Source organism: Segatella copri (assembly GCF_026015465.1).
GTDB classification, from domain to species: domain Bacteria; phylum Bacteroidota; class Bacteroidia; order Bacteroidales; family Bacteroidaceae; genus Prevotella; species Prevotella copri_E.
Genome location: NZ_JAPDUQ010000003.1, coordinates 437,757 through 458,178 on the forward strand (window position 1 = coordinate 437,757; position 20,422 = coordinate 458,178).

Genomic DNA, 20,422 nt, shown 5'->3' on the forward strand with positions numbered 1-20,422 from the left:
GCTTTGCAAGCAAAATCCCACTAAACCCTATAGGTTGCGGATTTGAGGGTTATGGTAAAAACGATGCTCGAGAATTGATTGGGAAAGGAACGGATAATGAGCGACTTCTAATTCATGAGGGATTACCTGTTATCAATGAAATAGGTAAATGTCTCCTTTCTTTTAAGGAAGCTGTAGTGAATACTCCGATTGATACAAATGATTATTCATTTTTGAATAAGTTTCGTGTAGGAGGTGACAATCTTAATCATAAGCGTAATAGCTTGATAGCAGATATTGAAGAGGTTTATCAAGCTAACAAGGAACATGCGACCATTGATACTTATGCAAAGAAGTTGTATCTGACTAGGAGAACCAACGAGCCCAAACAAAGAATGTCCTTACTATGTGAACAAACGTTCATGTCGGTCTGTTTTTTGTTTATGTAATCAGAAAATAAAAAAGCGGAGCGTGATTTCACAACCACACTCCGCGCAAACTTAAACAACCAATAAAAGAAATAGATTGATCGTTCAATTGTTATATCTGATGAAGAGTAGCTCTTGTTAGAGCTTTGTGTTTCTTATCTGTCAGAAATATGTCTTATGTTGGAAGACATTGCTGATTAGCGGATGAACAGGAGTTCACGATACTTAGGCAATGTCCAGAGCTCATCGGCTACTGTCAACTCCAACTTATCAATCTGATAACGGATTTCCTCCATCTTTGGAGCTACCGTGTCATGATAAGCAATTGCCTTATCGTGCTCATTCTCAATCTTGTTGGCTACCTTGCGGGCATTTACCAACTCCTCAACACCTGTCTCGATAATCTGAGTGCGCTCGGCAATCTTCTTAATAATCTTGATGTTGCGGGCAGTCAACTTCTTGCCTTCCTCGTCACCGAAGATATCAATCATGTTCTCTACATTCTTGGCCAACTGACTCTGATAGTGAGTAGCCACAGGAATGATATGGTTCATGCTCAAGTCGCCCATTACACGAGCCTCAATCTGAATCTTCTTGGTGTAGGTCTCCCATTTCACCTCGTTACGAGCTTCCAACTCGTTCTTCTTCATGACACCCATATCCTCGAACATCTTGATAGATGCAGGGTCGAGATAACGCTCGAAAATCTTTGGACAGCTCTTCTCGCAGTCCAGACCACGCTTGGCAGCTTCCTCTACCCACTCATCTGAGTAACCATTGCCGTCGAAACGGATAGGCTTGCAGGTCTTCAAATCCTGACGAACGATATCAATGATGGCAGATGTCTTGTCCTCACCCTTGGCAATCAACTCATCTACACGCTTCTTGAAGTCGGTCAAAGCCTCGGCTACGGCTGTGTTCAATACGATCATCGCTGATGCACAGTTGGCCTCAGAACCTACGGCACGGAACTCGAAACGGTTACCGGTGAAGGCGAATGGTGATGTACGGTTACGGTCGGTGTTATCAATCATCAACTCTGGAATCTCAGGGATATCCAGCTTCATGCCCTGCTTGCCAGCTACGGTGAAGAGATCCTTCTTGTCGGCTTTCTCAATGTGCTCGAGAAGGTCGGTCAACTGCTTGCCGAGGAATGAAGAGATGATTGCTGGAGGTGCCTCGTTGGCGCCCAGACGATGTGCATTGGTAGCGCTCATGATAGAAGCCTTGAGCAAACCATTGTGCTTATATACACCCATCAAAGTCTCTGTGATGAAGACTACGAAGCGGAGGTTATCCTCTGGTGTCTTGCCAGGACCATGGAGCAGGATGCCGGTATCTGTAGCCAGACTCCAGTTGTTGTGCTTGCCGGAACCGTTGATGCCAGCGAATGGCTTCTCATGGAGAAGTACGCGGAAACCGTGATGGCGAGCCACCTTCTTCATCAAGCTCATCAGGAGCATGTTGTGGTCAACGGCAAGGTTGGTCTCCTCGAAGATAGGTGCCAACTCAAACTGGTTTGGTGCTACCTCGTTGTGGCGGGTCTTGCAAGGAATACCGAGCTCAAGAGCCTGGATTTCCAAATCCTTCATGAATGCCTGAACACGCTCTGGGATGGCTCCGAAGTAGTGGTCGTCCATCTGCTGGTTCTTGGCAGAATCATGACCCATCAGGGTGCGGCCTGTCAACATCAGGTCAGGACGTGCTGCATACAAACTTTCATCTACCAGGAAGTACTCCTGCTCCCAACCGAGATTGGAAATAACTTTCTTGACATCTGGGTTGAAGTAGTGGCAAACTTCTGTTGCTGCTACGTTTACAGCGTGCAATGAACGGAGCAATGGAGCTTTATAGTCGAGTGCCTCACCTGTGTAAGAGATGAAGACAGTAGGGATACAGAGTGTATCGTCGATGATAAATACAGGAGATGTTGGATCCCATGCAGAATAACCGCGTGCCTCGAAGGTAGAGCGGATACCGCCAGATGGGAATGAAGAAGCATCAGGCTCCTGCTGAACGAGCAACTTGCCTGAAAATTCCTCGATCATACCACCCTTGCCGTCATGCTCGATGAAGGCATCGTGCTTCTCGGCAGTACCTTCTGTCAATGGCTGGAACCAGTGAGTGTAGTGGGTTACGCCATTCTCGTCAGCCCACTGCTTGATGCCTTTGGCTACGGCGTTGGCGATGTTACGGTCGAGACGTGCTCCGTTGTCAATGACGTCTATCAGTTTCTCATAGACATCTGCAGGGAGATACTTGTACATCTTCTGTCGGTTGAATACCTTCTTTCCGAAGAATTCACTTGGTCGCTCGCTAGGAGCGGTTACCTCAATAGGCTTTCTCTTGGAAGCCTCTGAAACAGCTTCAAATCTTAAGTTGCTCATACCTTATATTATTTTTAGTGAAGAGTGAAGAACGAAGAGTGATGAATTCTCTTGCAAACGAGAGCAGAACCAAACTTGTTTGTGTTTTGCCGAGTGTAGCAGAGAATCTTCCTAGAAGAATTCATTTGCTTCTCTCTTGTTCTTTTCTTCGTTTTACATATTGTTCTTATCTTTATGTTTTATGTGAGTCACGAGAGATTCAAGCAAGAAAGCTATAGAATTCTTCACTCTTCACTCTTCGTTTTTCACTTAATCTATTTTCCTAACCATTTGGCTATTCTCTCCATGGCTTCCTTGCAGTCCTCATGCTCGCCGAAGGCGGTGAGACGGATGTAGCCTTCACCCGATGGACCGAAGCCGACACCAGGGGTGCAGACTACGCTGGCGCCATAAAGCATCTCTTCGAAGAATTTCCAGCTAGGTGTATTGTTTGGCGTCTTCACCCAAAGATAAGGTGCATTCTCACCGCCATATACTCTCAAGCCGAGTTTCTGGAGTTCTGCTCTCATGAAGTGGGCATTCTCCATATAGTAATTGATGGTTGCCTTCACCTGCTCCTTACCCTCTGGGGTGTAGATGGCTTCGGCAGCACGCTGGCTGATATAGCTTGTACCATTAAACTTGGTGCACTGGCGGCGGTCCCAAATAGGATTCAATGCCACTTCCTCACCTGCCAATGTCTTTGCCTTCAACTCCTTAGGAACGATGGTGTAACCACAACGCACACCGGTGAATCCGGCAGTCTTCGAATAACTGTGGAATTCTATCGCTACCTTTCTGGCTCCACGAATCTCGTAGATAGAATGAGGAATTGATGGGTCGGTGATATATGCCTCGTAGGCTGCATCATAGAGGATGATGCTCTCGTTCTTGATAGCATAGTTTACCCATTTTCTGAGCTCTTCTTTCGAGATAACCGTCCCCGTAGGGTTGTTTGGATAACAGAGATAAATCATGTCCACACGGTGGTCTGGAATCTGAGGGATGAAGTCATCGCTCTCATCGCAAGGCATGTAGGTTACGTTACTCCACTTGCCATTCTCGAAGATTCCCGCTCTACCTATCATCACGTTAGAGTCTATATAAACCGGATAAATCGGGTCGGTAACGCCGATGTTGTTATCCCATCTCAAAATCTCCTGGATATTTCCCGTATCGCTCTTGGCTCCATCGTTTACGAATACCTCGTTGGCGTCGAGATGAATGCCACGTGGCAGGAAGTCGTTCTTGATGATAGCCTCTCGGAGGAAGTCGTAGCCTCGCTCCGGACCGTAGCCTCTGAAAGAAGCCTGCTCAGCCATCTCGTCTACAGCCTTGTGCATCGCCTTGATGACGGCAGGGCAGAGAGGCTGGGTTACATCACCGATGCCCAGACTGATTACACGCTGCTTTGGATGTGCAATCTTGTAGGCGTTCACCTTCTTTGCGATGTCGGCAAACAAGTAGTTGTTGGTCAACTTCAGGAAATGTTCATTAACTAATGCCATATTTTATTTCTCCTTTTATTTGTGGTCATTATTGACCATTTGTTATTTAAGTTTGCTCTTATTTATAATTCAATTTCTCCTTCGAATGAGAAGGCTGCAGGCCCTGTCATGTAAACATGATCATCAGCCTCGCTATATTCTATTTCCAGCGTTCCGCCATCCATCACGATACTGCTTTTTCTGCCAGTACGCTTGGTAAGGGCTGCGGCTACGGCTGTGGCACAGGCTCCTGTTCCGCAAGCCATTGTTATTCCGCTTCCCCTTTCCCAAACTCGTGTCCTTATGGCGTCTGTGTCAGTTACTTGTGCAAATTCTATGTTGCATCTCTGGGGAAATGCCTTGTCTCTTTCCAGGATTTTACCATAGTGGGCGATGTCGATGGTGTCGATGTCATCCACGAAGGTAACGAAATGCGGATTACCCATGCAAACATAGGTGCCTTCAAATTTTCTGCCGTCAGCTTCGAGCACCGAAGGGCCTATGAATTGCTCGGGATTTTCAAGTTTGGGTTCCAGCATGTCTACTGTTACCGATTCCACAACTTCTTTATTATCCTGAAGATGAAGTTTCAATATCTTGATACCCGAAAGCGTTTCCAGTCGGATGGTGTCCTTTCGGGTCAATCCCTTTTCGTAAAGATACTTACCGATGCATCGGCTTGCATTGCCGCACATCATCGCTTCTGAACCATCGGCGTTGAAGATACGCATCGAATAATCTGCTCTTCTGCCGTCGTGCGGCTTTCCGATGAGAACCAGTCCGTCGCTTCCTATGCCCGTGTGATAAGCACTCCAGGCAATGGCCGCCTTCTCTGGGTCAGGGATGTCGTATTGTTGGGTATCTACATATATATAATCGTTACCCGCTCCCTGCATCTTTGTAAAATGAACTGTTTCTTTCATCTGCGTTGTTCTTTATGTTTGAATACTCTTCTTTTATCTCTCATGTCTTATCTCTTTTGAGATTTGACTTTTTGCTAGTCTTTCGAATATTTCGATGACTATTTGTTTGATTTCGGTTGCAAAGGTACGACGATTTGTTGAAATATGCAAGAAAATAAATGCAGAAATCTTGATTATTTTTCGCTATCTTACAATTTGTATCATAAAATTGCTTTCTGCCTTACAAATTGTAAGGAGAATAGGATAAGCCTCGATAAATTTAAAATATTCGATAAAAAGTAAAAGCGAAATGTTTTTATTTTCTTTAAAATACTGACAAAATGTATTAATTTTGCAGCCGAAAACGAACATAATGTAAAAGAAAGACTTGGTTTGAATAACACCAATGAAGGTCCGTTTTCGAAAAGAGACAATCAATAGAAGTATTAACACATTATTAATTATTAAAGGATTATGAAGAAGATTGAGGCAATTATCCGCAAGTCTAGATTCGAGGATGTCAAGAAGGCGCTTTTAGCAGCAGACATCGAGTGGTTCTCTTATTATAATGTAAGAGGTGAGGGTAAAATGCGCCAGGCTCGCATTTACCGTGGTGTGATGTATGATACCAGCAGCATCGAGCGTGTGCTCCTGAACATCGTGGTTCGTGACAAGAACGTGGAACCTACCATCGCCGCCATCCAGGGCGCTGCCCAGACCGGTGAAGTCGGAGACGGCAGAATCTTCGTGATTCCTGTACTCGATACGGTAAGAATCAGAACCGGCGAACGAGGCGACATTGCATTGTATAACGCTGAGAAAGAGGAATAATTTAAAATGTTGAATGTTAAGTGTTGAATGTTGAATTAGGCATTCTTACTTATCTTTAATAAATATTATTTAGTATTCTAATTTAACTATAAGATATTTTTATGAGCAGTTTATTATTGACGACACTTGATACGGGTAACACAGCGTGGATGATCATGGCCACCATCTTGGTGCTTTTGATGTCAATCCCGGGTATAGCACTTTTTTATGGTGGTTTGGTGCGCCAGAAGAATATTCTCAGCATCCTGATGCAGACGGTTTTCATCGTGGCAGTAGTCAGTCTGATATGGGTAGCCTTCGGTTATTCCTGGGCATTCTCTACAGAATATGCCGATTCGGGCAATCCTCTGGCTTGCGTCATCGGTGGTTTCGATAAATGTTTCCTTCACGGCATCGGCTTGGATGCCATCATGCCTACAGGCATTCCGGAACTCACCTTTGCAATGTTCCAGTGCATGTTCGCCCTCATTACTCCAGCCTTGATTCTCGGTGCTTTTGCCGAGCGCGTGAAGTTTAGCGGTTATGTACTTTTCACCATCCTCTGGGTTATCATCGCTTATCTTCCAATGGCCCACTGGGTATGGGGTGGCGGTTTCCTGCAGGAGATGGGAGCCATCGACTTTGCGGGTGGTACCGTGGTTCATATCAATGCCGGTGTAGCCGCTCTGGTCATGGCACTCTGTGTAGGCAAGCGAGATGATTACCGTGCAGGTCATCCTATCACACCTCACAACATCACCTTCGTGTTCATGGGTATGTCATTCCTCTGGTTGGGATGGTTCGGTTTCAATGCCGGTAGCGGATTGGCAGCTGATGGTCTGGCAGCCAACGCCTTCCTCGTAACTCATGTAGCCACAGCTGCAGCAGCCACTACCTGGATGCTCATCGACTGGATTGTGAACAAGAAGCCAACTACGGTAGGTGCTTGTACCGGTGCTGTAGCCGGATTGGTTGCCATCACTCCTGCAGCCGGCAGTACCGATATTTTCGGAGCTTTCTGCATCGGTATCATTTCCACCATCGTCTGCTTCTTCATGGTAGCCGTAGTGAAGGAGAAGTTCAAGTATGATGATGCCCTCGATGCCTTTGGTGTGCATGGTATGGGTGGTATTCTGGGATCTATCCTCACCGGTGTCTTCGCCACTCAGTATGTAACAGGAACCGAAGGTGTACAGGGTGCCCTCTATGGCGACTGGCATCAGCTTTGGGTTCAGGTTGTAGCCACCGTGGTAAGCATCATCTATAGCGTAGTAGTTACCTACATTATCTTCAAGGTAGTAGATAAGAGTGTAGGAGTACGTGTTGACAAGCGAGTAGAGGAGGAAGGTCTCGACATCTACGAGCATGGTGAGAGTGCTTATAGCAACTAATTGCGAAATTCGATTATCAGCATAAATTTAGGTCAATGGTGTTTCATTTTGAGGAATGAAACACCATTTTTTTATGATAAATCCTCAACTTGCACAATGAAATTGCCTCAACTTGCACAATGAAATAGCCTCAACTTGCACAATAAAAATGCCTCAACTTGCATAATTTAACGTTTAAAATGCTAGTATTCAGTAACTTTTGATTATCTTTGCAGCGGTGCTTAAAAAATATGATTATGAAGAAATATAAGGCAAGAATAGCAGATAAAATGTTAAGTCGGAGACTTTTGGGGAGTGGTGCCGTTTTGATACAAGGCCCCAAGTGGTGTGGAAAGACGACAACTGCAGAACAGCAAGCAAAGAGCGTTGTGTATATGGATGATCCTGAATACATGGAGCAGAATGTGGAACTTGCAAATCTTTCTCCCAAAAAGTTGCTTTCTGGAGAAGTGCCTCGTCTTATTGATGAATGGCAATTAGCCCCGCAACTTTGGGATGCTGCTCGTTTTGAGGTTGATCATAGAGATGAACTAGGGCAATTTATCTTTACTGGTTCTGCAGTCCCTGTTGATACAAGCAAAATTCACCATTCAGGGACTGGTCGATTTGCATGGTTGACAATGAGGACAATGAGTCTTTCTGAATCTGGCGATTCTACAAACGAAGTCAGTCTAGAAGAATTGTTTGCCAATCCCATAGCAGATGTTTTTGCAACTAATCCTCTCAATATTGATTCTTTGGCATGGTTGATATGTCGGGGTGGTTGGCCAAAGGCAACGATGGTTAGTAAGGAGGTCGCACTTGATATGGCATATAGATATTATGAAGCCGTGGTACACTCTGACATTTCTCGTGTAGATAATGTGAGCCGTGATCCGGAAAGAGCAAAAAGAATATTGCGTTCTCTAGCAAGAAACCAATGTGCTCTGGTAACGGTAAATACTATCTGTGCTGATTTGGAGAATAATGATGTTGTAGCCACCAATCGCAATACGGTGGCTTCCTATATAGAGGCTTTGAAGAAAATCTTCGTGTTGGAAGATTCCTTGGCATGGAATCCGAATTTGCGAAGTAAAACGGCTATTCGCACTTCTGATACCCGATATTTTTCTGATCCTTCTATTGGTGTTGCAGCTTTAGGTATAGGTCCAAATGATTTGGTGAATGATCTCAGTACGATGGGCTTGTTCTTTGAATCAATGTGTATCAGAGACTTGCGTATTTATGCCGATGCTATTGATGGAACAGTGTATCATTATCGTGATGGTAATGGTTTGGAGTGTGATGCTGTAGTTCATTTGCGTAATGGGAATTATGGACTGATAGAAGTTAAATTGGGTGGTGAGAAGAACATCGAAGAAGGAGCAAAGAATCTAAAGCTCTTGGCTTCTAAAATCGATGATACGAAAATGAAATCCCCATCTTTCCTTATGGTTCTAACAGGTACATCTCGTTATGCAGTTCGCAGGGACGATGGCGTCTATGTTGTGCCAATTGGTTGTTTGAAAGATTAATGTAGTTATGTCGGTGTAAACATGCGTCCCGACGGATTTGTAATCCGGCGTAAAAAATGTCCTAACTTATTTTAGCTTGCTGCGGATTTGCAATCCGCAGCAATCAAGACTGCTGTTGATAGATAAGGGGATTATCCCCCCGGTTTTAATAGGTCGAACCTTTTTGATGCCGGATTACAAATCCGTCGGGACGTCAGTGTACCCTTCAATTAATTGTTACCACTCTTTATCTTCATATGGAGTTGATTCAATACCTTCATGCTGAAGAGCATAAACAAATTTGTCCAAAATAGGTTTTAAAGTTTTCTTAAATAAAAGCGTTTTGCCAAACCATTTTACAAGAGTTGGACTTGTTGAATAATATAGCTTAATGAAAGAACGTCCAAATACAGATTCCGCCAACTTCAAATCTCTAAATCTTCTTAATGTCCAAACTTCTGGACAATCATATGAGCCATATATGCCTGTCGCAATATAGCAACCCCCACTTGTAGTTTTATTCCGTGATGTGTTTTGAATAGGCTTGAAGGTATAATTTGTCTTATCTAAATTTTCTTTCCTTCTTGACTCAGCTTGTGAAATTAATATTTGACGTGGCATCTGCAGAGTAGAACGGGGAACGGCTTCAGAGCTATATGAAGTATTTTGTATTCTCGGTTTGGATTGGTTATTAATTGGGGTTTGATTATGTTTGCTCAAAATAATACTTTCTTTGATGTTGTTAACAGAAGGAATTATAATCGTTGCAGCTAATTTAGAATGCCAACCATCATGTATTACTCCTAATGAAGCAACTATATATAAAACTCCATATCCTGATTTGTATAGAGAATTATCCAACCTTAATCGATTCAAATAATCTGGGTCTGTAATTGGAAAATCATATTCGTAACCATTGTAGTTAAATTTGATTCTCGGTTTAGGCGTATATCTTTCATCTAAATAAATCTCACTACCCTCTGTTCTAATAAGCATGAGCGAATAATCACCATTTTGAAAAGCATCTGGTGTTAAAGCACGACCTTTATTGCCAAATATAAGATTATGCCATGTATCCGTATACTTTTTAAGAAATTCATCTGAAGGGTTTAAGGTGTCTAGTAACAATAACTTCGCATAGTAGTAATCTTCGGAGTGAGAACTACTACCTGCATAATTGGCATTGACAATTTTAACAACGGAAAGAACTTTAATTCCTATAGCATCACTTAATGGAACTTCCCCAGCCGCACTATGTGAAACAGGACGAATCCAAATAGGAATTCCATAAGAAGACTTTTTTATAGAAATTCTCCCTTCTTGCAATGATACTTCTATACCTGCGATACATCTTCCACCATGTTTATAGGAATTTGCAAGGCATAAAATAAGTTTGTCCATAATATTTTAAACTAAATGAATAATTTTGACTTCCTCTGTGGAATGTTTTTTCAAATATTCCACCAATAATCTTCGATGACAGAATTCAGGTGTTTCTTCACTACATAAGAAGCAAGCATTATCAAAATTTTTAATGCCATATTTCTTTATCCTCAAATCCGCAACCTATAGGGTTTAGTGGGATTTTGCTTGTAAAACGACAAAATTCATTTTATTGTACATATTTCTTGCATAACAGAAATGTCGCAGACACAAAATCCCCTTACCCCATAAAGCGACTTGAGGTAATACGCTGGTTTAACCAGAAAAGCATGGTCTTTAACCAAAGTCTGTCTTGAACAGGTTGGCATAAGCATTGTTGTCTGAGTAAATGTTCAATACATGCCTACGTGATGTCTTAATCCATTTCGCAGGAACAGAGATGAACTTGAAAACAAAGGTCTTGATTCTGCTGGTGGCACGCAATCCAAATTCATGGGTTTTCAATCTCTGCATAATAGCTTTGTAGAAGTTTCTGATGAGAGCTGTCATAAGCAGGAATACAGTATTCTGTGCCATGAACGATTTTGGCAATCGATTCCAGCCAAAGTCATTGTTCATGTCATCGAAGATGCGTTCCTTGCCACCACGAAGATTGTAGAATTCCACGATGTCTCTTGCACTCGACTTGTAATCGTTAGTCAGTATACATCTGTAGGTATATTCGCCTTCCCAAATGTCAAGGTCTCCATCTATTCGCCTTTGTCTCTGTATGACAAGACGATACGGTTTTCCTTTCCATTTCTCAACAAGGATAGAATTCAACTCAAACTCAATACCGTTGATTTCAACAGTTTTCCATCCAGTTAAGGCAAACATGGAATCGTAGAAAGAAGAGCATCTGTTGGCACGAATATAAAAATACCTGCAATGAGCCTCTACCATATCTACGATTTCCTCCGAACATGAGCCGCAATCCATGCGGGCACGAGAAATATATATTTCCGAAGCCTCCAATCGCTTGAAGATTCTTTCCAAAGTTTCTTTTTGGTTGAAGCGCACGTTTGTGTTGCCGTCTCTATTTTCAATACCAACAATCATGTCGTTAATGACAGCTACACCTGGACTATAGCCCAAGAACTTCTTGTAGGTTGGTTTTGCATCATACTTCTCTGTTTCAATGAACTGATGGTCAAAGTCAAAATCATACTCTTGACCGGATTTCAATTGACCAGTAGCAAGCAGGGCATTGACCAGTAAGCAGTTCATCTTGTCTGCAGTATTGAAATCATAGGATTTGCCAGAAGCAGACTTATAGGTGATGCTCTTAAAGGTCAGTTCTTCGATAGCACGTAATATGGTGTCTGCGCTGCAAGTGCGAAGAGTTGGATGAAGAGATAAATGTTTCATCAGGTGAGTTGTAACATCCTCAATACATGAGCCACCACAAAGATATACGCACATCAGAGAACGTAGAATCTCGCTATATTGATAACCAAACAATGTGCATCTCAATCCCAAGGTAGAATCTATTGTTTGAGCTAAAAGAGAATCAAATTGCTCCATAATAGAAAAAATTCCTCCAAAAGGAGTGAGTTTCTCAGATTTTATTTGTACTTTTGCCATGTCATTCAGAATTTTGTTTGTTTTTATTTTGCAACACTAAGATAAGTGAAATTTCTGACATGGCAAAATCCTGAGCAACTTTTTGTTGCTCAGGTGCTTATAAAAAATATTAAATTATAGTGTTGCGGAAATTAGATTTATAACAGACCGCTCTTGAAGAAGGTTTAAATAGACATTTGTATATTGACTCCAGTCAACTTCTTCTTTGCGCCATTTGCTCAACAAATCTTTTGTTGGTGCAAAATCAACAATATGTTCATAAGGAGCATTGCAAATTTGCTTTACAAAATATTGTAAATCTTTTCCCTTTGCAAAGCCAGCAAGCTGGCTAGCATTGTTTATTCGAATATCCACAAGCTTTGAAATGTGATTATTCTTGAGCAATTCAAAAAACTGCTCGGCACTTTTTTTGGTAAAACCAATAGTGTATAATGTAATCATATCTTTTCTTTATTAATCTATTATTTTTTCTTCCATCATTGGTTTATAACCAATTTCACGATTCTTAATTCTATAAGCTTCATCTCTCAGTTTTTTTTCATCGTTTGATTCTGAGAAGAGATCGCCTTCACCCGAAAGTTTTCCTTTTCTAACATACTCATTTATCATACGAGACTCTAATTCTTTGTGCGTTTTGAGTTGTATTTCATGAGTTTCTTTATTCCTCATAATATGCATAATATCATATTTGTTATCATACAAATACCTTGAAATAAAAGAGAAACGATGACAATCCAGTGGATTAGCTTCTGTACACATTAAAGCAATTGTTCGACCTTGGCTTAACGCTTTATCTAATCGATTTATGCCAGCTTTGAAATTGTCCGTTTTGACACCCAACTCAAAATTTACTTGCATAAAGTTTTCATTGCCATTATGTACATATTGTAAGCAATCGTCACGCCTTGCACCAAATTCTTTTCCGAAATGAGCATACAAAACGTTTTTGCCCTTCAAATATATGCATAATGATTCTTTGTTAAATTGAGGGGCATGTTGACTAAAAGGCATACTTCTAACATCGATGATACAATTAACATCATAATGTTGTAGCATATCATAAAAGTCATCCAAACTTTGAATTGTATGTCCTATTGTGAAAATCATATCCAAATACTTTATTACCACAAGGCAACTTTTCCAGCAACTCCCAAATCAAGTGTTGCGGTTGCGATACCCAATGCTTGAAAAACGCGACTAAGCGTAGGAAGCGTAATTGTGCTACTTCCTTTTTCCAAACGCGAAATTTGTGCCCGTTGTACACCAATACGTTCACCAAGTTGTTCTTGTGTAAGATTCTGTGCTTTACGAGCATTACGAATTGCTTCGCCCAAATAATAGGCATTGACCTCTTCTTTGAGCAACTTTTCCATCATGTCACGCTCTTTAGTACCAGTCTTGCCCCAAACTTCATCAACCACCTCAGAAAGTGGAGTTAAATGCATCTGTGCCATATCTATTGATGTTTTAATTCAAAATATAGTTTTCTAATCTCTTCTGCCTTTGTTATTTCCTTTCGAGGAGTCTTTTGTGTCTTCTTGACTATACCATGTGTGGCGACAATCAAAGTATCCGTTTCTGTGTCCCAAAAAGAGAATAGGCGATAGCAGTTTCCATTGAATAAAGTACGAAACTCCCAAATTTCAGAATTCTCTAATTTTTTAAAGAGTTCCTTGTCCATGACACCTTGTTCTATTTTCTTGTAATTGTAGGTTATTTTTTGTTGTACCTTCAACGGCAAAGAACGAACGAATGACAAGGCTTCATCCATTAAAACCACTTTAAATTTATATTCGCTCATTATTATTTAATTTCTGGTTACAAAGATATAGTTTTGTTTCTAAACAGCAAAACAAAATAAGAAAACTTTAACTTACTTTTGCATTTGTCTCACTCCACCAATAGCAATTGGATATAAATCGTACTGTGGGAACTTCTCGCAGCCGATGTAGAGAGTATCGAAGGCATCTGTGCCGTCGGTGCGGTGTTCGAGAGGGTCTTCTTCGGACTCCGGTTGCTTCTCCATAGACTTGTTCTTGCTGAAGCCGTTGTGTCCCGCCGGATTTGTAATCCGGCGTTAAAAATGTCCTAACCTATTTTAGTTCTGCGGATTTGCAATCCGCAGCAATCAAGCCTGCTGTTGATAAATAGTGGGATTTTGCGTCCCGCCCAGAATGAAGAAGATAGGAACGTAGTTTTTGTGTTTATGATGGAAAAATCCACAACTTGCACAATGAAAATCCCACAACCTGCACAACAAAAATGCCTCAACTTGCACAATGAAAATGCCATAACTTGCACAATATAATGTTTAAAATGTTAGTATTCAATAATTTGTGTACCCTGCTCCTTGTAAGGGCAAAAGCTTTAAACGCATTCCCTTTTATGAAGAGTTTATGGGAAATGAAACCGTTACAAACTGTAACGCTTTGAAAATGCACACAGCTGATGCTAACAGGCGAGTTGTTGCCCTCTTGCGTCCCGCCGGATTTGTAATCCGGCGTTAAAAATGTCCTAACCTATTTTAGCTTGCTGCGGATTTGCAATCCGCAGCAATCAAGACTGCTGTTGATAGATAGGGGGATTACAAACCCCACTGTTTTCCCTATGTATTCCTATACTCGTTGGCGGAATTAAAATTCGCCTAAAAATTAGTATATTTTATGGAGAAAAAGTTGTGCATCTCGCTGATTTTTAGTAACTTTGTGGTGTCCAAACATAAAGTTATAATATTTCACGCTATGCACAACTTGTATGCAAATTTCGTAAAAATTCTTGAGATATGCAAGAATTTCTCCATAAATTTAGTTAATGAGCTAGGAAATATTCCTCGCCCAGGAGTCGTACCACGTTTTTCAGACCTCGAAGTTGTTGCTTTGAGCTTAACTGCTGAGCATCTAAGTATCGACAGTGAAAACAACTTGTTCGACAGACTGAAGGAGTATAAGACTGAAATGCCAAACCTGATTTCTCGACGTCAATTTAATGACCGCCGAAAATTCACAGCGGAATTATGGGCACACCAGTAAAATCCTGTGTCTTATATAATGTGGGATTATGTGACGTTAGCGCTGTATCGGTACCACACGTAGCGTTGTAATCGGTACCATGCTATCACTGCAAGCGGTACCAAGATTCCAGTTCTGCTATGGCATCTGCCAAGGTAGGATCACCTATGTAATCATACCATTTGGCAATGGGAAGCTGCGAGGCGATAATGACGGACTTTCTCTCGTATCTCTCTTCTAGGATTTGGAGCATACTTTTGCCCGACATACTGGTATGGCACGCTATAGTTGTTCAGTAGATTGTAAAACACCTCGTCATGTAGCAGAGCGTAGGCGGCATTGTATGCCTTTTGAACGAGACCCTCGACTGGACCTTTGTCCCTGGGAGTGCGAATCCTGCAGGTTTGGAGGGATGTATCGTAGTAGGCGACCCATTCCACGGCTGCATCATTGAACGCTGGCTTGTAGCGGTTCAGTACGCCACGTCCCATGTGTAGTTGCTCGCAAATGGTGCGTTGCGGTATTTTTGCCGCTAGCATTTGAAATGAACGTTTTAATTTGCTCATGTTTACATTACTTTGTGCCATATCTATATAAATTTTAAAACTCTACTGCAAAGATAGGCGGTTATTATTTTACATGAGCAGAACTTAACATCTTTTTGGTACCGATTGGTGCGCTATGATGGTACCTGTTCGCCGATATTGTCAAATGAGGACAATGAGTCTTTCAGAATCTGGCGATTCTACCAAAGAAATCAGTCTTGAAGAATTGATTGACAATTTCGTAGCTGATGATTTTTCTTCCATTATCAGTAGAGAAATTAGCAAAATCAGTCTATTTTTCTTTATTTAACTCCGAAATTGAGTGGAATATCAGAGAAAATCTTTATATTTGCATTTAAATACAATATTTTGTAAAGAATGGAAGATAGAGAACTGTTGCTGAAAAGTGACCCAGAGTTCGAACGCCTCGCCTTTACGGTGTTGGCCATCGAGGCTTCAGCACAAAAAATGGGTATATCGCCGTCTGAAATGAGAAAGCGATTGGATAAGGTGGGGCTAATCAAAAGTCTCATTCAAGATTGCTATGACACTCTACATACCGAGAGCCGGGAAGCTGTGGCAAGTGATGTGGTCGAAGCTCTTAAAAATTGGGAAAGAAAAGAATAATGGAAAAGCAAATATTATATCATGGTTCAAATGTCATTGTTGAGCATCCTTTAGTAAGCATTGGAAGAAAGGACTTGGATTTCGGTCCAGGCTTCTATCTTACGCCTTTGTTTGAACAAGCTTCCAAATGGGCTGTCCGTATCAAGACCATCAGACGAGCCAAGCAAGCTATAGTGAACACCTATGAGTTCGCTATACCACAAGACTGCAAGGTAAAACGATTTGATGCTTACGATAAGGAATGGCTCGACTTCATTGTTGACAGCAGAAAAGGAAAGCAGCCTTGGAGTGGGTATGACATCATTGAAGGAGGAGTGGCTGACGACCGTGTAATTGATGCAGTAGAAGCCTATATCAATGGCTATGCAGATGTTGAACATACTCTTCGCCAGTTGGTTTATCACAAGCCCAACTATCAGATTTGCATTTTAAGCCAGGAGATAGTTGATAAGTATTTACAATTCAAATCATATGAAAGGATATAATTATGTTGGATTTTTTATTATGGAATAAAATCGCTCGTATCATAAAGCAACTAGCTGATACGTTACATATATCAACCGACAGAGCTTTACAGATATTCTATGACTCTGATGTTTGTCGTATGTTACATGACAAAGAACTTGGCTTGCATCTAATGAGTGATACATATATTGTAAATGACTTGATAGAAGAGCTAAGGAATAAGCAATAGCAAAACGATGGATCATTAGAGGAGGAAGATTATTTGTACTGTAGCACCTTGACTGTATGTTTAGTACGGTCAAGGTGCTATCTTTATGTAATAATGTGCAAATGTGTCTCCTTCAGCTATCGCATTCGACTCCTTCAGTTATCGCATTCGACTCCTTCTGCCACTGCATTCGACTCCTTCAGCTAATGTAGTCGTCTCCTTCAGCCACCGCAGCCGTATGTGTCAACTCAATGAAGTAGATGAACTCGTGAAATGAAGTAGATGAACTCATGAAATGAAGTAGATGAACTCATGAAATGAAGTAGATGAAGTCGTGAAATGAAGTTCATGATTTCGGCACAATTGTCAATACATGCAAATGGTAAAGCAAAAAGTGGTTTACTCCTACCTTTATGATTCTTATACGAAAATGTTTTTCTGTTTTATTGCCACATCTGTCACCAATGCATTTAACTATCTGATTATAAGTGAATAATGCGTGGCAGTAAGCGGTATTTCTGTTGCCACCTAATGCCACGCATTGCCACACTCTTTTTATAAGGGAATGAGATGGAAAGTGAGCAGGTTATTTTCTAACTACCAGATACTCAGTACCAAATCTTGTTCTCCGGTTCTTCAAACCTTCTATATTCTGAAGCTCTCTGCCCAATTTCTGTATACTCGAAACCTGGAGAGAAGAGCCGAATTTCTGCTTCAAAATATCGAAAATGGCGGCTGCCATCAGATATTCGCCATTTTCCGGGGTACTTGCAGGCTCGAAAACCTGCAGAAAACATTGCTTGATAGGGGAAATCTGCTCAAATTGTCTGTTATGTTGCATGATGATGGCGGTTTCCTTGGCGTCGAAATAGGATTTTTCACCACGCTCCAGAGCTTGCATCGCCTGCGCATAAAGCTGCTCATAGTTCAGTCTGCCACTCACATCGATAGGTCCCGTCAGTTCTACTCCCAGGAAACGGCGGTTGCCGGATGGGTCGGAAAGAATATCGGTCATGTTGCTCGTGGCGATGAAGGAGGCTAGACGAGGAAATTCCTGTACATGACTTCCGTATGGCGGCTTGATTTTCACCGTAGGCAACTGCAGCAGATTCTTCAGAAATCCCTGCTGCACCTGTGGTGAAATCTGATTGAACTCATCGAGATTGATGAGCAGAAATTGTGACATCGCCTGCAATACCTGACGCTTTTCTGACAGAATCATGTTGTCGCTGAAGCCCCACGATAATTCGGTAGGGATGAGACGGCGGCAGAAGGTGCTCTTGTTGTAACCTTGCTTGGAAATGAGCAGCGGCATGGTACTGTTGCCATATTGACGGCGATACATGCCGCGCCACTGGTCAACCATTCCCAGAAACCAGGTGTAAAACCAGTCTTCCCAATGAGGATTGTTGGTGGGTACGGTTCGTGCCAGGGCACGGATGCGGTCCTTGCCGTCCCATTTTCCCAGACAGTCATAGAGATAGGACTCTATTGGACTATAGTTTCTAATGCGGTCTGACTCTAGAAAATTCCTTACATCCTTGATGCTTACGTGGATGTCGGCTATCTGAACATCCAGCGTCATGCTTTTCTGCACACGGGCATCCACCGGTCTGAAATCGCCAACCCATGAATTGTTCGGACGGTATTCGGTATATTTCATCACGGTATTGTAACGGAACTGGTACCGGCTCTCCAGGTATCTGATCATCTGCAGAATTTCGGCACGGCCTTTTCTGCCTGAGGCTGATTTCTCCGTCTTCCTGTCTTTGGAATGGGTATCGTAAGCGGTGCCCACTATCTGGCGGAGTTTCTCTTCTGTCACATGTCCCCAGTTGTTGCGGCGGATATGGATGAAAGCTTCTTCTTCGCTGAGGCCCATGTTGCAGAGCTTGATGGCGATGGCTGAGAAACCGGCAAGGAACCGGTCTTCATCGTTCTGCCATGAGATGTTGGCTTTTTTCATCTCTTCCTTCGTCTCTTCTGCTGCCTTGCGGTAAAGAAACTCATAGTCATCGTATGTCTTCAGGTCGTCTACATTCTTAGGGGCTGAGGCTACCTTCTTCATATTTTGGGAGATGCGCATCGCCACAGCCTTGCTGTTATAATAAGGAGAGGCATCCAGCGTAAGCATGAAGTTGGATGCCAATGATGGTTTTTCTGGTTTGATGGCTGCCTGTACCTGCGACTGGTAGAGCGTTTTTACCTGTTCGTAGGCAGACTGGTAGAGTAAGTCGGCGTCGGCTTCTTTTGTCGGGATTTTTCCTTCTTCGTTGCAGATGCTTACGAGCACGATGAGGCTTCTGCCGTCGGCTCCTTCGAAGGCAGCGAAGGTCATCGGCAGTAGACTGACCGTCTTCTTGACGGCATCTTTTTCCTGGTCTGACATGAGGTTGATGAAGTGGAGCATCACCAGCCCGTTTGATTTCTGGAAGACGAGATTGCCGCTTTCATCCTTGTTGAATTCTGCGGCTGGATAAACGTGCTGCCATTCCTTGATGCCTTTGTAGTACTGGTAGTCGGCCTCCATGAGCGGCACACTCATTCTGAAATTGGTGACACTCAGCTTGGCATCATCTTTAGCGATGCGCTCCAGAAACCGTTCTACGGTTTTCGAACTGACCATCAACTTGTTCTGCTTGTTGATTCTTGTAATAGTAAACTTCATATTTCTGCTAATTTGTTGATAGGGTGATACTTAGGTTTGTCGATGGCTTTGCCCAGCTTTGCCCAAGGCGTTGGGCACGGGTGCCCGACTATGCCGGGCACTCGTGCCCGTCGTCTCGGTCATCCGTGCTCATCGTGTTGGTCATCCGTACCCGTGTACATGGGTACGGATACTCATATACACGGGTACGAGTGACCATGTACGTGGGTTAAAATCTTTATCGGCGTGCGGCTGTTAATAGCTGACCTCTTCTGCATAGCGGTCGAACCTCATGTTGGTGTATCCATGTTGCTGGCACCATTTCAGCACGTACTGCTGCTGTTCAGACACGAGTCCTGTCTGTCCTAATTTATAGCGATAGTATGAAGTCTTGCTTCCGAAGTAGGAAGTCATGTGTACTCTGAAACTGGCTTCGTCTTTACGCTTCAGTTCTTCAAGAATATTCATAAAGCCGTATGCCATTTTCACCATCTGCAGCTGCAGGAAATGTTCGCACTTGTTGTCGTGGTAGGCATCGGGATAGATGGCGTAGCCTTTGGTCTGTTCCGGTTTTTTGTAGGTTACGGACAGATAGTGTGCACATTCCAGAGCCAGTGGACATTGCTGGTTGAAGCAATAGTCCCATGAGTTGTAAGCATTTTCTTTGTTAAAGTAGAGTCTGACTAAATCTGCTTGTGTCATTGGTTTTTGGGTTAAATGTGTATAAAGTGGTTTCACAGGAGTCGCAAGCTTCTAGGTGGAATCGGCAGGAATTTTTCCTGTTGGTTGCAAAAATACAAAAAAATGTTCGAAACCGCAAGCCTTTTCCTCCACTTTTTTAATGTTTTTCTGCGAAAACAATAAGTCTTCCTCTGCTTTTTCGCTGAGAATCCCCCGTTTTTCGTCCGAGTGTGGCAATAGGTGATAATAGAAAATGCCCTTGTTGCAACGCTTAAATATCTAAAAACCAATTGGTTAACTTGAAGTGTGGCAATAGTGGCAATAGTTTTAGAAAAACATTTCTCATACATAGGCTTTCCTCTTTTACTAATAAATGTTA

General features: G+C 42.3%; 18 protein-coding genes and 2 pseudogenes. 7 read left to right on the forward strand and 13 right to left on the reverse strand.

Going from position 1 to position 20,422, the window contains the following annotated elements; translation table 11 throughout:
- Positions 1-604: 604 nt before the first annotated feature.
- From ONT08_RS12915 to dapF, 3 genes are all read right to left on the reverse strand, one after another.
- Positions 605-2,794, reverse strand: coding sequence for a glutamine synthetase III family protein (locus ONT08_RS12915; protein ID WP_264960133.1), 2,190 nt, complete (start codon positions 2,792-2,794; stop codon positions 605-607).
- Between the two features lie 254 nt (positions 2,795-3,048).
- Positions 3,049-4,281, reverse strand: coding sequence for an LL-diaminopimelate aminotransferase (locus tag ONT08_RS12920; RefSeq protein WP_264960134.1), 1,233 nt, complete (start codon positions 4,279-4,281; stop codon positions 3,049-3,051).
- 62 nt (positions 4,282-4,343) lie between these two features.
- On the reverse strand, positions 4,344-5,183 hold the full coding sequence (gene dapF, locus ONT08_RS12925; protein WP_264960135.1) for a diaminopimelate epimerase: 840 nt from the start codon (positions 5,181-5,183) through the stop codon (positions 4,344-4,346).
- Positions 5,184-5,636: 453 nt separating this feature from the next.
- Here dapF and ONT08_RS12930 point away from each other — a divergent pair, with 453 nt between their 5' ends.
- The 3 genes from ONT08_RS12930 to ONT08_RS12940 all read left to right on the forward strand — a co-directional run bounded on the left by ONT08_RS12930 (position 5,637) and on the right by ONT08_RS12940 (position 8,877).
- The gene (locus ONT08_RS12930; RefSeq protein WP_006849503.1) at positions 5,637-5,993 is read left to right on the forward strand and encodes a P-II family nitrogen regulator; all 357 of its coding nucleotides are present in this window, start codon (positions 5,637-5,639) and stop codon (positions 5,991-5,993) included.
- 101 nt (positions 5,994-6,094) lie between these two features.
- Positions 6,095-7,363 (forward strand): ammonium transporter, encoded by a 1,269-nt coding sequence (locus ONT08_RS12935; RefSeq protein ID WP_264960136.1) that lies wholly within the window; start codon positions 6,095-6,097, stop codon positions 7,361-7,363.
- 236 nt (positions 7,364-7,599) lie between these two features.
- Complete coding sequence (locus ONT08_RS12940) at positions 7,600-8,877, forward strand: ATP-binding protein (protein WP_264960137.1); 1,278 nt, start codon at positions 7,600-7,602, stop codon at positions 8,875-8,877.
- Positions 8,878-9,093: 216 nt separating this feature from the next.
- On the opposite strand, the gene ONT08_RS12945 is transcribed toward ONT08_RS12940, so the two are convergent.
- From ONT08_RS12945 to ONT08_RS12975, 7 genes are all read right to left on the reverse strand, one after another.
- On the reverse strand, positions 9,094-10,257 hold the full coding sequence (locus tag ONT08_RS12945) for a dual OB domain-containing protein (protein WP_264960138.1): 1,164 nt from the start codon (positions 10,255-10,257) through the stop codon (positions 9,094-9,096).
- Between the two features lie 318 nt (positions 10,258-10,575).
- Entirely contained in the window at positions 10,576-11,862 is a 1,287-nt protein-coding gene (locus ONT08_RS12950; protein WP_264958933.1) for an IS1380 family transposase, read from the reverse strand.
- A 114-nt stretch (positions 11,863-11,976) separates the two neighbouring features.
- Positions 11,977-12,303, reverse strand: a complete 327-nt coding sequence (locus tag ONT08_RS12955) for a DUF488 domain-containing protein (RefSeq protein ID WP_264960139.1) — start codon at positions 12,301-12,303, stop codon at positions 11,977-11,979.
- A 12-nt stretch (positions 12,304-12,315) separates the two neighbouring features.
- Positions 12,316-12,969 carry a DUF488 domain-containing protein gene (locus ONT08_RS12960; protein ID WP_264960140.1) on the reverse strand — a complete coding sequence of 218 codons (654 nt, stop codon included), beginning with the start codon at positions 12,967-12,969 and terminating at the stop codon, positions 12,316-12,318.
- 14 nt (positions 12,970-12,983) lie between these two features.
- A complete protein-coding gene (locus ONT08_RS12965) occupies positions 12,984-13,316 on the reverse strand; it encodes a helix-turn-helix domain-containing protein (protein WP_264960141.1) in 333 nt (110 codons plus the stop codon).
- Between the two features lie 2 nt (positions 13,317-13,318).
- Positions 13,319-13,663, reverse strand: coding sequence for a type II toxin-antitoxin system RelE/ParE family toxin (locus ONT08_RS12970; RefSeq protein ID WP_264960142.1), 345 nt, complete (start codon positions 13,661-13,663; stop codon positions 13,319-13,321).
- 72 nt (positions 13,664-13,735) lie between these two features.
- On the reverse strand, positions 13,736-13,888 hold the full coding sequence (locus tag ONT08_RS12975; RefSeq protein WP_264960143.1) for a hypothetical protein: 153 nt from the start codon (positions 13,886-13,888) through the stop codon (positions 13,736-13,738).
- A 637-nt stretch (positions 13,889-14,525) separates the two neighbouring features.
- Here ONT08_RS12975 and ONT08_RS12980 point away from each other — a divergent pair.
- A pseudogene (locus tag ONT08_RS12980) lies at positions 14,526-14,876 on the forward strand (IS982 family transposase); the annotation flags it as partial.
- 127 nt (positions 14,877-15,003) lie between these two features.
- Here ONT08_RS12980 and ONT08_RS12985 read toward each other — a convergent pair.
- Positions 15,004-15,126 (reverse strand): annotated as a pseudogene (locus tag ONT08_RS12985) (ATP-binding protein); the annotation flags it as partial.
- A 667-nt stretch (positions 15,127-15,793) separates the two neighbouring features.
- Here ONT08_RS12985 and ONT08_RS12990 point away from each other — a divergent pair.
- Genes ONT08_RS12990 through ONT08_RS13000 form a run of 3 tightly spaced genes read left to right on the forward strand, consistent with a single transcriptional unit; the run spans position 15,794 to position 16,736 of the window.
- Positions 15,794-16,042 carry a DUF3791 domain-containing protein gene (locus tag ONT08_RS12990; protein WP_264960144.1) on the forward strand — a complete coding sequence of 83 codons (249 nt, stop codon included), beginning with the start codon at positions 15,794-15,796 and terminating at the stop codon, positions 16,040-16,042.
- On the forward strand, positions 16,042-16,527 hold the full coding sequence (locus tag ONT08_RS12995; RefSeq protein ID WP_118141023.1) for a DUF3990 domain-containing protein: 486 nt from the start codon (positions 16,042-16,044) through the stop codon (positions 16,525-16,527). Before ONT08_RS12990 ends, ONT08_RS12995 begins: the two co-directional genes overlap by 1 nt.
- Positions 16,528-16,529: 2 nt before the next feature.
- On the forward strand, positions 16,530-16,736 hold the full coding sequence (locus ONT08_RS13000) for a DUF3791 domain-containing protein (RefSeq protein WP_006848384.1): 207 nt from the start codon (positions 16,530-16,532) through the stop codon (positions 16,734-16,736).
- 565 nt (positions 16,737-17,301) lie between these two features.
- On the opposite strand, the gene ONT08_RS13005 is transcribed toward ONT08_RS13000, so the two are convergent.
- Entirely contained in the window at positions 17,302-19,383 is a 2,082-nt protein-coding gene (locus tag ONT08_RS13005) for a VapE domain-containing protein (protein ID WP_264960145.1), read from the reverse strand.
- Positions 19,384-19,617: 234 nt separating this feature from the next.
- Positions 19,618-20,064, reverse strand: a complete 447-nt coding sequence (locus ONT08_RS13010; protein ID WP_264960146.1) for a DUF6078 family protein — start codon at positions 20,062-20,064, stop codon at positions 19,618-19,620.
- Positions 20,065-20,422 lie beyond the last annotated feature (358 nt).

Excerpts from the sequence above, each read along its gene's own strand:
- ONT08_RS13000 (WP_006848384.1), top strand. The coding sequence starts at position 16,530 with ATGTTGGATTTTTTATTATGGAATAAAATCGCTCGTATCATAAAGCAA.
- ONT08_RS12960 (WP_264960140.1), bottom strand. The coding sequence starts at position 12,969 with ATGATTTTCACAATAGGACATACAATTCAAAGTTTGGATGACTTTTAT.
- ONT08_RS12940 (WP_264960137.1), top strand. The coding sequence starts at position 7,600 with ATGAAGAAATATAAGGCAAGAATAGCAGATAAAATGTTAAGTCGGAGA.
- ONT08_RS12945 (WP_264960138.1), bottom strand. The coding sequence starts at position 10,257 with ATGGACAAACTTATTTTATGCCTTGCAAATTCCTATAAACATGGTGGA.
- ONT08_RS12915 (WP_264960133.1), bottom strand. The coding sequence starts at position 2,794 with ATGAGCAACTTAAGATTTGAAGCTGTTTCAGAGGCTTCCAAGAGAAAG.
- ONT08_RS13010 (WP_264960146.1), bottom strand. The coding sequence starts at position 20,064 with ATGACACAAGCAGATTTAGTCAGACTCTACTTTAACAAAGAAAATGCT.
- ONT08_RS12975 (WP_264960143.1), bottom strand. The coding sequence starts at position 13,888 with ATGGAGAAGCAACCGGAGTCCGAAGAAGACCCTCTCGAACACCGCACC.
- ONT08_RS12950 (WP_264958933.1), bottom strand. The coding sequence starts at position 11,862 with ATGGCAAAAGTACAAATAAAATCTGAGAAACTCACTCCTTTTGGAGGA.
- ONT08_RS12965 (WP_264960141.1), bottom strand. The coding sequence starts at position 13,316 with ATGGCACAGATGCATTTAACTCCACTTTCTGAGGTGGTTGATGAAGTT.
- ONT08_RS12930 (WP_006849503.1), top strand. The coding sequence starts at position 5,637 with ATGAAGAAGATTGAGGCAATTATCCGCAAGTCTAGATTCGAGGATGTC.
- dapF (WP_264960135.1), bottom strand. The coding sequence starts at position 5,183 with ATGAAAGAAACAGTTCATTTTACAAAGATGCAGGGAGCGGGTAACGAT.
- ONT08_RS12995 (WP_118141023.1), top strand. The coding sequence starts at position 16,042 with ATGGAAAAGCAAATATTATATCATGGTTCAAATGTCATTGTTGAGCAT.
- ONT08_RS12920 (WP_264960134.1), bottom strand. The coding sequence starts at position 4,281 with ATGGCATTAGTTAATGAACATTTCCTGAAGTTGACCAACAACTACTTG.
- ONT08_RS12935 (WP_264960136.1), top strand. The coding sequence starts at position 6,095 with ATGAGCAGTTTATTATTGACGACACTTGATACGGGTAACACAGCGTGG.
- ONT08_RS12990 (WP_264960144.1), top strand. The coding sequence starts at position 15,794 with ATGGAAGATAGAGAACTGTTGCTGAAAAGTGACCCAGAGTTCGAACGC.
- ONT08_RS12970 (WP_264960142.1), bottom strand. The coding sequence starts at position 13,663 with ATGAGCGAATATAAATTTAAAGTGGTTTTAATGGATGAAGCCTTGTCA.
- ONT08_RS12955 (WP_264960139.1), bottom strand. The coding sequence starts at position 12,303 with ATGATTACATTATACACTATTGGTTTTACCAAAAAAAGTGCCGAGCAG.
- ONT08_RS13005 (WP_264960145.1), bottom strand. The coding sequence starts at position 19,383 with ATGAAGTTTACTATTACAAGAATCAACAAGCAGAACAAGTTGATGGTC.